The organism is Streptomyces sp. NPDC054783 (assembly GCF_053611725.1).
Genome location: NZ_JBSHAY010000008.1, coordinates 279,915 through 294,209, shown reverse-complemented (window position 1 = coordinate 294,209; position 14,295 = coordinate 279,915). Strand labels below are relative to the sequence as shown.

Genomic DNA, 14,295 nt, shown 5'->3' with positions numbered 1-14,295 from the left:
GCCAGAAGGGCCCGGACAATGTCCGGGCCCTTCTGGCTGCGCCGGCTAGGCCGTCCTGGCCGTCGCCCACACGTGTTGTGCGGCCACGTCGGCCTTGACCTCCGACAGCTGGACGGCGACCGCGCTCGGTGCCGTACCGCCCCTGCCGTTACGGGACGCGAGCGCGCCCGGGACGTTCAGGACCGTCCGGACCTCCGGGGTCAGGTGGGCGGAGATCTTCGCGAACTGCTCGTCCGTGAGGTCGTCCAGCTCCTTGCCCTCGGACTCGGCGACCTTGACGCACTCGCCCGCGACCTCGTGGGCCACGCGGAACGGCACGCCCTGCTTGACCAGCCACTCGGCGACGTCCGTGGCGAGGGAGAAGCCGGCCGGGGCCAGTTCCTCCATGCGCTCGCGGTTGACCGTGAGGGTGGCGATCATGCCGGTGAAGGCGGGAAGCAGGACCTCCAGCTGGTCGCAGGAGTCGAAGACCGGCTCCTTGTCCTCCTGGAGGTCGCGGTTGTAGGCCAGCGGGAGGGCCTTGAGAGTCGCCAGCAGGCCCGTCAGATTGCCGATCAGGCGGCCGGACTTGCCGCGCGCCAGCTCGGCGATGTCCGGGTTCTTCTTCTGCGGCATGATCGACGAGCCGGTGGAGAACGCGTCGTGCAGGGTCACGAAGGAGAACTCCTTCGTGTTCCAGATGATGATCTCCTCGGCGATCCGGGAGAGGTTCACGCCGATCATCGCGGTGATGAAGGCGAACTCGGCGACGAAGTCACGGGAGGCCGTGCCGTCGATGGAGTTGCCGACGCTGCCGTGCTCGAAGCCGAGGTCCCGCGCGACCGCCTCCGGGTCCAGGCCGAGGGAGGAGCCGGCGAGTGCGCCGGAGCCGTACGGGGAGACGGCCGTGCGCTCGTCCCACTGGCGAAGGCGCTCGGCGTCCCGGGACAGGGCCTGGACGTGGGCGAGGACGTGGTGGGCGAAGAGCACCGGCTGGGCATGCTGCAGGTGGGTGCGGCCCGGCATGGCGACGTCCGGGTGGGCCTCGGCGAGGCCGATCAGGGCGTCCTGGAGGTCGGCGACCAGGCCGCCGATCGTACGGGCGTGGTCCCGCAGGTACATGCGGAAGAGGGTGGCCACCTGGTCGTTCCGGGAGCGGCCCGCGCGCAGTTTGCCGCCCAGTTCCGGGCCGAGGCGCTCCAGGAGACCGCGCTCCAGGGCGGTGTGCACGTCCTCGTCGGCGATGGTGCCGACGAACGCGCCGGACGCGACGTCGGCCTCCAGCCGGTCCAGCCCGGCGATCATGCGCTGCAGTTCGTCGTCGGTGAGGAGACGGGCCTTGTGCAGCACACGCGCGTGGGCACGCGAACCGGCGATGTCGTAGGGCGCGAGCCGCCAGTCGAAGTGGACGGAGGCGGACAGCCTCGCCAGGGCCTCGGCGGGGCCGTCGGCGAAACGGGCGCCCCAGAGCCGTACGTCACCGCTGTTGCTGCTCACTTGCGCTGCTCCTAGGGAAGTGGGTGGGATACGCGGGGTGTGCGTCAGGCTATGCCTGCAGATCACGCCGGGCGGCGATCTTCGACGACAGGCTGTGGATGTCGATGAAGCCCTTGGCCGCGGACTGGTCGAACGTGTCGCCCGTGTCGTACGTCGCCAGGTTGAAGTCGTACAGGGACTCGGCGGAGCGGCGGCCGGTGACGACCGCCCGGCCGCCGTGCAGGGTCATGCGGACTTCGCCGGTCACGTGCTGGTTGGCCTCGTCGATGAAACCGTCCAGGGCGCGCTTGAGCGGGGAGAACCACTGGCCGTCGTAGACGAGTTCGCCCCAGCGCTGCTCGACCTGCCGCTTGTAGCGGGCGAGTTCACGCTCGACGGTGACGTTCTCCAGCTCCTGGTGTGCGGTGATCAGTGCGATCGCACCCGGAGCCTCGTACACCTCGCGGGACTTGATGCCGACGAGGCGGTCCTCGACCATGTCGATCCGGCCGATGCCCTGGGCGCCTGCGCGGTCGTTGAGCTGCTCGATGGCCTGCAGGACGGTGACGGGCCTGCCGTCGATCGCGACCGGGGCGCCCTTGTCGAAGGTGATGATCACCTCGTCGGCCTCGCGCGGCGTGGCCGGGTTGGCGGTGTACTCGTAGATGTCCTCGACCGGGGCGTTCCAGATGTCCTCCAGGAAGCCCGTCTCGACCGCGCGCCCGAAGACGTTCTGGTCGATGGAGTACGGGGACTTCTTGGTGGTGGCGACCGGGAGCTGCTTGGCCTCGCAGAAGGCGATCGCCCTGTCCCGGGTCATCGCGTAGTCGCGGACCGGGGCGATGCACTTCAGGTCGGGGGCGAGGGCGAGGATGCCGGCCTCGAAGCGGACCTGGTCGTTGCCCTTGCCGGTGCAGCCGTGGGCGACGGTCGTGGCGCCGTGCTTCTGGGCGGCGGCGACCAGGTGCTTGACGATCGCCGGCCGGGAGAGGGCCGAGACCAGCGGGTAGCGGTCCATGTAGAGGGCGTTGGCCCTGATCGCCGGGAGGCAGTACTCCTCGGCGAACTCGTCCTTGGCGTCGGCCACTTCGGCCTCGACGGCCCCGCAGGCGAGGGCGCGCTTGCGGATGACGTCCAGGTCCTCGCCGCCCTGGCCCACGTCCACCGCGACGGCGATGACCTCGGCGCCCGTCTCCTCGGCGATCCAGCCGATGGCGACGGAGGTGTCCAGACCGCCCGAATAGGCGAGTACGACGCGCTCGGTCACGGGTTTCTCCTCTTACTGCACTTACTGTCATGCATGAGTATGCAGACCTCTGCATGATTCGTCAATCAAGTTCCACGGTGAACGGATGAAACCGCTTTCTCGTATTCCCCTCCGAACGCAGGCGCCGCGTTGCCCAGACACCGATACGACCCAAGCGAGGCATCCGCATGTCCAGGGCTCTTCCGAAGTACAACAAGCGTCGTGTGGCGTTCATCGGCGGCGCCGCGGCCGTGGTGCTGTCCGGCGCGGTCATCGCGGGCTCGGCCCTCGCCGGAACCCCCGCCAAGAGCGGCGGCGCGGCGCAGGCCCGCACACTGGCGAGCCCCGGCACGATCACCTGTCCGGACGTCGCCTCCAAGCTGCCCGCGATCCCCGCCTCCGCCAAGGCCGAGGTCGACCGCAACCTCACCCTCCTGCAGACCCAGATCCAGGAAGCCGACAAGCGTTTGCAAACCACCGTCGGCCAAGGCGGACCCAACTTCGTCAACAACGCCATCCTCGGACCCCTCAAGGACAAACGCGCCTCCACCATCGACCGCATCACCATCGCCATCGGCCGCACCACCACCAGGCCCACCGGGCTCGACCCCCTGGCCACCTGCACGCTCAACACGGGCGGCACCGGCACGGCGGGAGGCGATGCCGGCACGCCGAGCACCGCCGCGACCCAGCAGTCCGGCACTGCCACTACGGCGGGCGGAAACACCGGCGGCACCGGCGGGAACACCGGGTCGGGCATGATCACCTGTCCGGACGTCGCCTCCAAGCTGCCCGCGATCCCCGCCTCCGCCAAGGCCGAGGTCGACCGCAACCTCACCCTCCTGCAGACCCAGATCCAGGAAGCCGACAAGCGTTTGCAAACCACCGTCGGCCAAGGCGGACCCAACTTCGTCAACAACGCCATCCTCGGACCCCTCAAGGACAAACGCGCCTCCACCATCGACCGCATCGCCATCGCCATCGGCCGCACCACCACCAGGCCCACCGGGCTCGACCCCCTGGCCACCTGCACGCTCACCAAGTGACGTGACAGGCGGCCGTGGCCGCCCCGACGAGCGCCGGCCGGGGCGGCCACGGCAATTCCTTAGACAGCCGAACGAATCCCGGCGATAATCGCTGGACATGGGAAAGACCTACGAGCGCATCGACGGCAGGCTCCGGACGTTCATCGAGGAGCAACCCGTCTTCTTCACCGCGACCGCCCCGCTGTCCGGCGACGGCACGGTCAACCTCTCCCCCAAGGGCCTCAAGGGCTCCTTCGCCGTGCTCGACGAACTGAGCGTGGCCTACCTGGACTTCGCCGGGTCCAACGCCGAGACCATCGCGCACCTCAGGGAGAACGGCCGCATCACCCTGATGTGGTGCGCCTTCCAGGGCCCGCCGAACATCGTGCGGGTGCACGGCCGGGGCGAGCCGGTCTTCCGGGACGACCCGCGCTTCAAGGAACTCCTCGCCCACTTCCCCGGCATCGACCCCAACCCGCACGGACTGCGCGCGATCATCGTCGTACACGCGGAACTGGTCCGGGACACCTGCGGGTACGCCGTCCCCTGCATGGCGTACGAGAGCGACCGCGACCTGCACGAGAGGCGTTTCGCGCGGGAGGACGACGTCTCGCTGAACGCGTACTTCGAGAAGAAGGAGCATGTCGCGACGAGCCTGGACGGACTACCCGGGCTGCCGTTGCCGCTTCCGCCGTCTACCGTCTGAGCCATGCGTCCCGGTGTCGTACTCGCCCTCGTGTCCGCCTCCTCGCTCGCCCTGCTCGGTTTCGCACCGGGCCCCGGATCCGAGCCGCTGCCCGCGCAGCTGGCGGACACCGGCGGGGGCAGCCAGCTGATCACTGCTCAGGCACCGGGCACCGGCTCGACATCGGGGACGGTCACCTGGTGGGACCTGAAGGACGGGCAGTGGGTGCAGTCGGGTTCGACACCGGCGCGCTTCGGGGCGAACGGGCTGGTGGAGGGGGCCGCGCGGGAGCAGGGCACGAACACGACACCGACCGGCTTGTACGGCCTTCCCTTCGGCTTCGGGATCAAGGCCGCGCCGAGCGGGACGCGCGTCGAGTACCGGGCGGTGAGGGAGAGTTCCTGGTGGTGCCAGGACAACGACTCGGCGGCGTACAACCGTTGGGTGGATCCGCTGCCCGCCGACTGCCGCGGCTCCGAGTCGGAGCACCTCATCGCCTACTCGACGCAGTACGCGTACGGGCTCGTGATCGGGTTCAACTACGACCAGCCCGTACGGGGGCGCGGGGCCGGGATCTTCCTCCATGTGAACGGGCAGGCGGCGACGGCCGGGTGTGTGTCGGTGCCGGAGGACGCGATGCGGCGGATCCTGCAGTGGGCGGAGCCGGAGCAGAGGCCGCACATGGCCATCGGGACGGTGGACGGACCCACTGCCCTCACCCGGTACTGAAGGGCTCAGCTCGCCGGAAGCCGCACCGTGAACGTCGTGGATCCCGGTCTGCTCTCCAGTCCCACACTTCCCCCGTGCGCCTCCACCACCGCCGCCACGATCGACAGGCCGAGGCCCGCGCCGGAGCCGGAGGCGCCGGTGGGGCGGCGGTGTTCGGCTCGGGTGAAGCGTTCGAAGACGCCCGGCTGGACCTCCTCGGGGACGCCGGGGCCGTCGTCGTGGACGGAGAGGACGGCCGAGCCGGCGTCGGCCTCCAGGGTGACCGTCACCTTGGTGCCAACGGGTGTGTGCAAACGCGCGTTGGCCAACAGGTTGGCCAACACCTGTTGGAGGCGATGGGCGTCGCCCGGCACCGTCACCGGGTCCTCGGGCAGGTCGAGGGTCCAGCGGTGGTCGGGGCCCGCGGCGCGGGCGTCGGTGACCGCGTCCAGGACCAGGTGGGTCAGATCGACGGACCGGCGCTCCAGGGGGCGGCCCGCGTCGAGGCGGGCCAGGAGGAGCAGGTCGTCGACCATCAAGCCCATGCGGGAGGACTCGGCGGCGATGCGCTGCAGGGCGCGGGTGACCTCCGGCGGTACCGGGCCCGGGTGCAGCAGGGCCAGCTCGGCGTGGCCGCGGACCGAGGCGACCGGGGTGCGCAGCTCGTGGCTGGCGTCGGCGGCGAAGCCGCGCAGCCGCTCCTCGCTCGCGTGCCGCTTGGTCAGCGCGCCCTCGACATGGCCGAGCATGCGGTTGAAGGCCGTGGCGACCCGGCCGACCTCGGTACCCGGGTCGGCGTCCGGGGCGCGCGGCGGCAGCGCGACCTCGCCGCTGGCCAGCGGCAGCTCGCTGACCCGGGTGGCGGTGGCGGCGACCCGGCTGAGGGGACGCAGGGACCAGCGGACCCAGAAGGCGCCGGCCACGCCGGTCACCACCAGGGCCAGCCCGAAGACGATCGCGGCGACCGCCTCCAGCCGGTGGACCGTGGCCTCGACCGGCTCCAGCGGCAGCCCGACGATCAGCACGTCCCCGTCCCGGCCGGCGGAGGCGACGACCCGGTAGTCGTGCAGGGCCGACAGCTCCACCGTGTGGGGCCGGCCGTCGACCGGCACCCGGGCCAGCTGTGCCGCGTCATGGGCGGACAGGTTGACGCGCAGGTCCGCCGCCGGGTCACCGGAGCGGATGAGTCCCTTGTTGGTCACCGTGCCGTTCAGCAGGCGGGCGCCGAAGGTGCCGGTGGCCATGCGGCGGGTGTCGCCGCGCTCGTCCCCGTCGTGGTCGTCGGGCAGCTTCCCGGGGTGCTCCAGGCTCTCCGGGAACCGGGTGCCGACCTGGACGAGCTGCTCGTCCAGCCGCTGGGTGAGGAAGCCGTTCAGCTCGACGACCGCCGCCAGGCCCACAGCCGCGCAGCTCACCGCCAGCAGCACCACCAGGCCGAAGGTGAGCCGGGCGCGCAGGGTGCGGGGGCGGGGCATCCGGGTCAGGCGTACGCGGAGGCCGAGGCGGCTCACTTCGCCACCGGTTTCAGGACATAGCCCGCCCCGCGCACGGTGTGGATCATGGGCTCGCGGCCCGCGTCGACCTTCTTGCGCAGGTAGGAGATGTACAGCTCGACGACATGGGCACGGCCGCCGAAGTCGTAGGACCAGACCCGGTCGAGGATCTGCGCCTTGCTGAGCACGCGGCGCGGGTTGCGCATGAGGAATCGCAGGAGCTCGAACTCGGTGGGTGAGAGTTCGATCAGTTCGCCCGCCCGGGTGACCTCGCGGGCCTCCTCGTCCATCACCAGGTCGCCCACCACCAGCCGCGGCCCCTCCTCCTGCTGCCGGGCCATGCCCGCTCGGCGCAGCAGTCCGCGCAGCCGGGCCACGACCTCCTCCAGGCTGAAGGGCTTGGTGACGTAGTCGTCGCCGCCGGCCGTGATGCCCGCGATCCGGTCCTCCACCGCGTCCCGTGCCGTGAGGAAGAGCACACACACGTCCGGCTTCACCTCGTGCAGCCGGCGCAGCACGGCGAAGCCGTCGGTGTCCGGGAGCATCACGTCCAGGACGACGGCGTCGGGGAGCAGCTCGCGCGCGGTGCTGAGCGCCATGGCGCCGTCCCCGGCCGCGCGCACCTCCCAGCCCTCGTAGCGCAGGGCCCCGGTGAGGACCTCTGCCAGGTCGGGGTCGTCGTCGACGACGAGGACGCGCAGCGGGGTGCCGTCGGGTCGGGTGAGGGCCGGGCGGCCGGAACGGGTGGTGTTCATCGCGCCTTCCAGCATCACCCATGTGGCGGGGTGCGAGGCAGCGCCGCCGCTCTGAGTTTTCTCTGAGAGCCCTCAGGTCCGCTGAACGCAGTCTGAGGACCGGCTCTGAGTCTGCTCTCAAAGGCCCTGGTCAGGGCCTCGCTCAGAGGTCACTCAGAACTTCCGCCCGCACAGTGGCCCGGTACGACGGACGAAGGGACGGCGACTGATGACGACCGTGGATGTGCGGCGGGCTGCCTCGCCCGTGACCGCACGGCGCTCCCCCGCGGGGGCCGTGCTGGCCGCTCTGTGGGCCGGGGCGGCGGCCGTGGTCGCGCTCTGGTGGGCGGACACGGGGTCCGTGGTCGGTACGGCCGGCTGGCTGACCGGCGCCGGGCGGATCGCCGGGCTGCTGTGCGGGTACGCCTGCGCGGTGCTGGTCGGCCTGATGGCGCGCGTCCCGCTGCTCGAGACCCGGATCGGCTCGGACCGGGTGGCGCGCTGGCACGCGATGGCCGGCCGGTACACGGTCTGCCTGCTCGTCGCGCACATCGCGCTGATCCTCGCCGGGTACGCCGCCCAGGACCGGGCCTCGCTCTGGCACGAGACGGTGACCGTCGTCCTGGACTACCCGGACATGCTCAAGGCCACCGCCGGCACGGTGATCCTCCTCGCGGTCGGCATCACCTCGGCCCGGGCCGTGCGCCGCCGCACCAGCCACGAGTTCTGGTACTACGTCCACCTGCTGACGTACGCGGCCGTCTTCCTGGCCTTCTTCCACCAGCTGGCGCTGGGCGACGAGTTCAACGGCAAGCCGGTCGCGACCGCTGTCTGGTACGCGCTGTACCTGGGCGTCGCGGCGCTGGTGCTGTGGTTCCGCATCCTCGCCCCGGTCCGCCTCAACCGGCGCCACCAGCTGCGTGTGGACTCGGTTCACATGGAAGCGCCGGGTGTGTACTCGGTCGTCGTACGCGGGCGGCACCTGGACGAACTGGGCGCGCGGCCGGGGCAGTTCCTCCGCTGGCGGTTCCTCGGCGAGGGCCTGGGCTGGACGTCGACGCCGTACTCCCTGTCGGCGCCGCCGCGCCCGGATCTGATGCGCGTCACGGTCAAGGCGCTCGGCGACCACAGCGCGGCCGTCGCCCTGCTGCGGCCCGGCACCCGGGTGTGGGCGGAGGGTCCGTACGGCTCCATGACCGCCGACCGGGCCACCAGCCACCACTCCCTGCTGATCGCGGCCGGCGTCGGCATCACCCCGCTGCGGGCGCTGTTCGAGACGCTGCCCGGCGAGGTCACCCTGCTGTACCGGGCCCGCACTGCCGAGGACCTGGCGCTCGGCGGTGAGCTGGAGGCGATCGCCCGCTGGCGCGGCGCCCAGGTGCTGTACGCGCTGAACGGTCCCCGGGGCGAGCGCCCGGCGATCACGGCGGAGTCGCTGCGCGCGACCTTCCCGGGCCTCGCCGGCCACGACGTCTACATCTGCGGGCCGCACGGCTTCGCGCGGGACGTGTACGAGGCACTGCGGGCGGCCGGGGTGCCGGACCGCCGTATCCACCACGAGTCGTTCGAACTGTGAGAGCTGTGAGGCAGATCACGTGCATGCCCTGAAGAAGAACCGCCCCCTGCGCCGGATCGTGCTGGCCAGTGCCGCCACCGTCTCCGGGATGGTGCTGCTGCTGTCGCTGAAGCCGCACACGAGCCCCACGCCGGCCACGGCCGACGCCAAGTCGCCCACGGTGTCGAGCAGTTCGGCGCCGTCGGGCGGATCGAGCGGCTCGTCGGGCGGATCGAGCGGCTCGTCGGGCGGATCCGGCTCGTCGGGCGGATCCGGCTCGTCCCCGGGATCGAAGACGGTCAGCAAGACCGCCACCGGGGACACCGTCCAGACCCGCTGGGGCCCGGTCCAGGTGCGGGTGACGATCAAGAGCGGGAAGCTGACCGACGTGACGGCGGTGCAGTACCCGTCGGACAACCCGCGCGACCAGGAGATCAACAGTTACGCCCTGCCCCAGCTGCGGCGCGAGGCGCTGGCCGCGCAGAGCGCGGAGATCGACATGGTGTCGGGCGCCACGTACACCAGCACCGGCTACAAGCAGTCCCTGCAGTCCGCGCTGGACTCGGCGGGACTGTGATGCGGGAACCCTGAACACTCAGCGCATCCGGCACGTATCTGTGGGCCAAGGTTCAAGTCCCCACGGAGGAACCGTGTCCACCACGCTCGCAGGCGGACGTGCCGCCCGCCGCCAGACGATGCGCCGCATCCGCCCGCGCCGCTCCCCGGCCGTACCGCTGCTGCTCGCCGTCTGGGCGGGCGCGGCGGCCGTGCTGTGGCTCTGGTGGCACAACACGCCGTCCATCGCCGACGACAACGGCAGGATCCTCAACGCGGGCCGGATCACCGGCCTGTTGGCCGGCTATCTGATGGCGCTGGTCGTGCTCCAGATGGCGCGCGTGCCGGCGCTGGAGCGGCGGGTCGGCTCGGACCGGGTGGCCCGCTGGCACGCCATGAGCGGCCGCTACACGCTCTGTCTGATCGTGGCGCACGTCTTCCTCACCATGTGGGGATACGCGCTCCAGGCGGGCAAGTCGCTCGGCGACATCGTCCAGCAGACCATCGACTCCATCAACCAGCTTCCGGACATGGGCAAGGCCGCCATCGGCACGGGCCTGTTCGTGCTCATCGGCCTGACCTCGATCGGCCCGGTCCGCCGCCGGATGCCGTACGACACCTGGTACCACGTGCACCTGATGACGTACGCGGCGGTGTTCCTGACGTTCTGGCACCAGATCACCACCGGGAACGACTTCGCGGTCGAGCCCGTGGCGAAGACCTTCTGGTACGGCCTGTACGGCACGGTCACCGCGCTCGTGATCTGGTACCGGATCCTCACCCCCATCCGGCTGAACCTCAAGCACCGGATGCGCGTGGAGGCGGTCATCGAGGAGACGCCGGGCATCGTGTCGGTGCTGATCGGCGGGCGCAAGCTGCACCGGATGGGCGCGGAGGCGGGCCAGTTCTTCCGCTGGCGTTTCCTCGCGCCGGGCATGCGCTTCAGCTCGCACCCGTACTCGCTGTCGGCGGCGCCGCGCCCGGACATGCTGCGGATCACGGTGAAGGCGATCGGCGACCACAGCGCGCGGCTGCGCGAGCTGACGCCCGGCACCCGGGTGTGGGCGGAGGGACCGTACGGGGCGATGACCGCGCAGCGCCGCAGCCGGGGCAAGGTGCTGCTGGTCGCGGGCGGGGTCGGCATCACCCCGATGCGGGCGCTGTTCGAGACGCTGCCCGGTGCCGCCGGTGACATCACCCTGCTCTACCGGGCCAACAGCACCCAGGACCTGGCGCTGTGGGACGAGCTGGCGAAGATCGCCGACGAGCGGGGCGCCCGGCTGATGTACGCGGTGAACAGCCCGGACGGGGAGCGGCCGGACATCTCCGCGGAGAACCTCCAGCGGAAGATCCCCGACATCGACCGGCACGACGTGTTCATGTGCGGCCCCACCGGGTTCGCCCAGTCGGTGTACGAGGCACTGCGCGGCGCGGGGGTCCCCGCCCGCCGCATCCATCACGAGTCGTTCGAGATGTGAGCGGGAGCTAGGAAAGCGATGAGGAAGAGCCACCCCATTCGGCGGGTCGTGCTGGCCACCGCCGCGACCGTGTCCGGTGTCGTACTGCTGCTGTCGCTGAAGCCGGCGTCCGATCCGGCCGCGGCGTCGGCGGCCGGCGCCGCCCCGCAGCAGACGGCGGCGGGGCAGAAGACCCCGCAGGGCGGTCAGCAGGGCGGTGCCCAGGCGTCCTCCGGCGCCGGCACGGTGACCGGCGACGCCACGCAGACCCAGTACGGCACGGTGCAGGTACGGCTGACCGTCAGCAACGGCAAGATCGCCAAGGCGGAGGCCGTCCAGGCGCCCAAGGGCGGGCTCAGCGACCAGAAGACCGCGTTGGCGGTGCCCAAGCTCAACCAGGAGACCGTCGCGGCGCAGAGCGCGCAGATCGACGCGGTGTCCGGGGCGACGTACACGAGCAACGGCTACAAGAAGTCGCTGCAGTCGGCGCTGGACAGGATGAAGTCGGCCGGCTCCTCGGGCTCCTCCGGTTCCGGGACCTCGGGCTCCTCCGGTGCGGCGCAGGCCCGTACGGTCACCGGGAAGGTCGCGCAGACGCAGTACGGCCCGGTCCAGGTGCGGATCGCGGTCAGCGGTGGCAAGATCGCCAAGGCGGAGGCCGTCCAGGCACCCAAGGGCGGGCTCAGCGACCAGAAGACCGCGTTGGCGGTCCCCAGGCTCAACCAGGAGGCCGTCACGGCCGGCAACGCCAACATCGACGCCGTCTCCGGCGCCACCTACACCAGCACCGGCTACAAGCAGTCGCTGCAGTCGGCGCTGGACCAGGCCGGTGGCTGACACGGTGGCCGAGTCGGCCGAGGCTCCCGCCGCGGTGCGTCATGCGGAGGAGGTCATGGGGACCGTCTTCTCCTTCGACGTCCGCGGCGGGGAACCCGATGTGGTGCGCGAGGCGCTGGCCGAAGCCGTCGCCGGTCTGCACCGGGCGGACGCGGTGTTCAGCACCTACCGCGGGGACAGCGACGTCTCACGGCTTGCCCGGGGTGAGCTGACCGTGCCGGAGTGCGCGCCGGAGGTGGCCGAGGTGCTGGACCTCGCGGCCGAGGCGGAACGGGTGAGCGAGGGCTGGTTCAGTACGCGCTACCGGGGCTCGCTGGATCCCACCGGCATCGTCAAGGGATGGGCCGCCGAGCGGGCCGCGCGGCAGCTGGCGGAGGTGGCCGGGGTGCGCGGGGTGAGCGTCAACGGCGGCGGGGACGTCCAGCTCCTCGGTGCGCCGGAGCCGCAGCGTCCGTGGCGGGTGGGGGTGGCCGATCCTCTTCGGCCCGGCGGTCTGGCGGCGGTGATCTCGACGGCCGGCGTGGCCGAACTGTCGGTGGCGACCTCGGGTACGGCGGAGCGGGGCGCGCACATCGTGGATCCGCGCACCGGGAAGTCCGCGGTGTCGGACCTGGTGGCCGTGACGGTGGTCGGTCCCCGTCTGACCTGGGTCGACTGCTGGGCCACGGCGGCCTTCGCGATGGGCTCCCGGGCGGGCCTGGCATGGCTGGAGTCGCTGCCGGACGTGGAGGGGCTGCTGATCACCGCCGGCGACGAGGTGCGGTGCACCGGGGGGCTGGCGGCGCGGCTCGGCTGACCACGGGGGAAGGCCCGTTCGCCGCACCGTCCCCGCACCCTCTCGGATGCACGCTGTACGAGGCCGCCTGCGGTGGCGTCCCCTTCGTCTGCGGGGATCCCGCAGACAGGACCGCCAAGCCCGGCAGCGGCGGCGACGGCGCGGACGACTGGTATCCGCAGCCGAGGAGGCGGCCCCGCCGATCGTGTCCCGGCGACGGCTGCCGCCCCCGCTCGCCGGCGCGATCGGCGCCTGCCTGCGAGCCGACCCGGCCGCGCGGCCGACGGTCGCCGAACCGGCCTCGGCCCTGGAGGGGATCTTGCCGCGGCGTCCCTGACGCAGGCCGGCCCGTTGCCTACGACGGCTCCACGACGTGCCCCATCCCCAGGTGCGCCGTGGCGAGGACCGTGCCGCCGGGTGTCGTCAGCCGGGCGCCGGAGAGGGTCGAGAGGTCACCGGGCGCGGCCACACCCCACTCGCCGCGTCCGGCGGTCAGGGGGAAGTCGCCGACCCGGACGGTCGTGCCGTCGGAGTGCTCCAGGAGACAGGTGACCTTGCCGGTGTACGAGCCGCTGGGACCGGCGGAATCGACGGACACGAAGATCCAGCCGGGGGTCCCGGGGTGGGCGTAGACCTCGCCGACCTTGCCTCCGCCGCTCATGGCCGAGATCATGTCCCCGACCAGCATGGGCTCGGACTCGGCGGCGGGCGCGGTCGAGGCGACGACCTCCTCGACGGCGGTGCCGATCCCCCAGCCGGCGAATCCGACGGCGACGGTGAGCGCGGTGGCGACGGCCGCGAGCCGCAGCCGGCCCCGCCGGACACGCCCGCGCAGGTCCCGTGACACACGGCCGGCGGCGCCCCCACGAGCCTCGGCCGCCGCAGCCTGCTCGGCCAGCCGGCGCGCCACCCGCGCCTCGAACCCGGCCGGGGGCTCCGTGTCCGGCAGCAGGCCGATCAGCCGGTCGCCGACCAGGGTGAGCCGGCGGACGTACTCCCGGCAGTCCGCGCACCGGTCCAGATGGGCGACCGCCTCGGCGCGCTCCCGGCCGGGCAGCACGCCCAGCGCCAGCTCGGCGCCGATCTCCCGAAGCTTGTCGCAGTTCACGTCACTGGACATGGTCGCCTCGCTTCAAAGGCGCGAGTGTGGTGCGCAGTTTCCCCATGGCGGCCCTGATGCGTGTCTTGGCGGTGCCCAGCGGGATGCGTTCGGCTTCGGCGATCTGCTGGGCCGTCATCCCGTAGATGCCGGCCATCACCAAGGCCCTGGCCTGTTCCCGGGGCAGCCGTGCCACGGCGGCCCGCAGCTGGGAGGAGGCCTCGTCGGCCAGCGCCCACTGCTCGGGGGTCTCGGTGACGGCGCCGATGACGGAGTCGAGGTCCTCGGGTGCCATCGGCTCGGTACGCCGGGACCGGACGGCGTCGACGGCGAGGTTGTGCGCGATGGTCGTCAGCCAGGTGGCGACCGAGCCGCGGCGAGAGTCGTAGATCTGGGCGTGCCGCCACGCGCGCTCGAACGTCAGCTGAGCGACGTCCTCGGCGAGTTGTGCATCCCCGGTGACGGCCCTGGCGACCCCGAAGACCCGGTGCTGGAACCTCCGTACGAAGATCACCGCGAGTTCCGGATCACCGGTGGCCAGCCCCGACAGCAGGGCTTCGTCCGGGAGGCGGTCCACGGGGAACCGGAAACCCGACACACCCCTGTATACGGCCGACGGCCGCCAGGGGATTGCCCGCCCACCTGCCCGCCCGCCGCGGAAGATCACACTG

At 71.8% G+C, this 14,295-nt stretch carries 14 protein-coding genes; 8 read left to right on the top strand and 6 right to left on the bottom strand.

Features of this window, described 5'->3' with window-relative positions:
- Window positions 1-45: 45 nt before the first annotated feature.
- Window positions 46-1,476, bottom strand: a complete 1,431-nt coding sequence (gene argH, locus ACWGJ5_RS17615; protein ID WP_453310599.1) for an argininosuccinate lyase — start codon at window positions 1,474-1,476, stop codon at window positions 46-48.
- A 49-nt stretch (window positions 1,477-1,525) separates the two neighbouring features.
- Window positions 1,526-2,722 (bottom strand): argininosuccinate synthase, encoded by a 1,197-nt coding sequence (locus tag ACWGJ5_RS17610; RefSeq protein WP_453310598.1) that lies wholly within the window; start codon window positions 2,720-2,722, stop codon window positions 1,526-1,528.
- 167 nt (window positions 2,723-2,889) lie between these two features.
- On the opposite strand from ACWGJ5_RS17610, the gene ACWGJ5_RS17605 reads away from it, so the two are divergent.
- The 3 genes from ACWGJ5_RS17605 to ACWGJ5_RS17595 all read left to right on the top strand — a co-directional run bounded on the left by ACWGJ5_RS17605 (window position 2,890) and on the right by ACWGJ5_RS17595 (window position 5,140).
- A complete protein-coding gene (locus tag ACWGJ5_RS17605; protein ID WP_453310597.1) occupies window positions 2,890-3,747 on the top strand; it encodes a hypothetical protein in 858 nt (285 codons plus the stop codon).
- Between the two features lie 97 nt (window positions 3,748-3,844).
- Entirely contained in the window at window positions 3,845-4,432 is a 588-nt protein-coding gene (locus tag ACWGJ5_RS17600) for a pyridoxamine 5'-phosphate oxidase family protein (protein WP_453310596.1), read from the top strand.
- Between the two features lie 3 nt (window positions 4,433-4,435).
- Window positions 4,436-5,140, top strand: a complete 705-nt coding sequence (locus ACWGJ5_RS17595; protein WP_453310595.1) for a L,D-transpeptidase family protein — start codon at window positions 4,436-4,438, stop codon at window positions 5,138-5,140.
- Window positions 5,141-5,145: 5 nt separating this feature from the next.
- Here the strand turns inward: ACWGJ5_RS17595 and ACWGJ5_RS17590 are convergent, their stop codons facing one another.
- Both ACWGJ5_RS17590 and ACWGJ5_RS17585 read right to left on the bottom strand, forming a co-directional pair.
- Window positions 5,146-6,594, bottom strand: a complete 1,449-nt coding sequence (locus tag ACWGJ5_RS17590) for a sensor histidine kinase (RefSeq protein WP_453310610.1) — start codon at window positions 6,592-6,594, stop codon at window positions 5,146-5,148.
- Window positions 6,595-6,626: 32 nt separating this feature from the next.
- Window positions 6,627-7,367 carry a response regulator transcription factor gene (locus ACWGJ5_RS17585; RefSeq protein WP_453310594.1) on the bottom strand — a complete coding sequence of 247 codons (741 nt, stop codon included), beginning with the start codon at window positions 7,365-7,367 and terminating at the stop codon, window positions 6,627-6,629.
- Window positions 7,368-7,575: 208 nt separating this feature from the next.
- Here ACWGJ5_RS17585 and ACWGJ5_RS17580 point away from each other — a divergent pair, with 208 nt between their 5' ends.
- The 5 genes from ACWGJ5_RS17580 to ACWGJ5_RS17560 all read left to right on the top strand — a co-directional run bounded on the left by ACWGJ5_RS17580 (window position 7,576) and on the right by ACWGJ5_RS17560 (window position 12,546).
- On the top strand, window positions 7,576-8,922 hold the full coding sequence (locus ACWGJ5_RS17580) for a ferredoxin reductase family protein (protein ID WP_453310593.1): 1,347 nt from the start codon (window positions 7,576-7,578) through the stop codon (window positions 8,920-8,922).
- A 19-nt stretch (window positions 8,923-8,941) separates the two neighbouring features.
- Window positions 8,942-9,478: an FMN-binding protein gene (locus tag ACWGJ5_RS17575; protein WP_453310592.1), complete on the top strand. Its 537-nt coding sequence runs from the start codon at window positions 8,942-8,944 to the stop codon at window positions 9,476-9,478.
- A 73-nt stretch (window positions 9,479-9,551) separates the two neighbouring features.
- Window positions 9,552-10,934 carry a ferredoxin reductase family protein gene (locus ACWGJ5_RS17570; RefSeq protein WP_453310591.1) on the top strand — a complete coding sequence of 461 codons (1,383 nt, stop codon included), beginning with the start codon at window positions 9,552-9,554 and terminating at the stop codon, window positions 10,932-10,934.
- 18 nt (window positions 10,935-10,952) lie between these two features.
- Entirely contained in the window at window positions 10,953-11,750 is a 798-nt protein-coding gene (locus ACWGJ5_RS17565) for an FMN-binding protein (protein ID WP_453310590.1), read from the top strand.
- Window positions 11,743-12,546, top strand: a complete 804-nt coding sequence (locus tag ACWGJ5_RS17560; protein WP_453310589.1) for an FAD:protein FMN transferase — start codon at window positions 11,743-11,745, stop codon at window positions 12,544-12,546. Before ACWGJ5_RS17565 ends, ACWGJ5_RS17560 begins: the two co-directional genes overlap by 8 nt.
- Before the next feature lie 334 nt (window positions 12,547-12,880).
- On the opposite strand, the gene ACWGJ5_RS17555 is transcribed toward ACWGJ5_RS17560, so the two are convergent.
- Together ACWGJ5_RS17555 and ACWGJ5_RS17550 are read right to left on the bottom strand one after the other, a co-directional pair.
- Entirely contained in the window at window positions 12,881-13,645 is a 765-nt protein-coding gene (locus tag ACWGJ5_RS17555) for a hypothetical protein (RefSeq protein ID WP_453310588.1), read from the bottom strand.
- On the bottom strand, window positions 13,635-14,222 hold the full coding sequence (locus tag ACWGJ5_RS17550; RefSeq protein WP_453310587.1) for an RNA polymerase sigma factor: 588 nt from the start codon (window positions 14,220-14,222) through the stop codon (window positions 13,635-13,637). Before ACWGJ5_RS17550 ends, ACWGJ5_RS17555 begins: the two co-directional genes overlap by 11 nt.
- Window positions 14,223-14,295 lie beyond the last annotated feature (73 nt).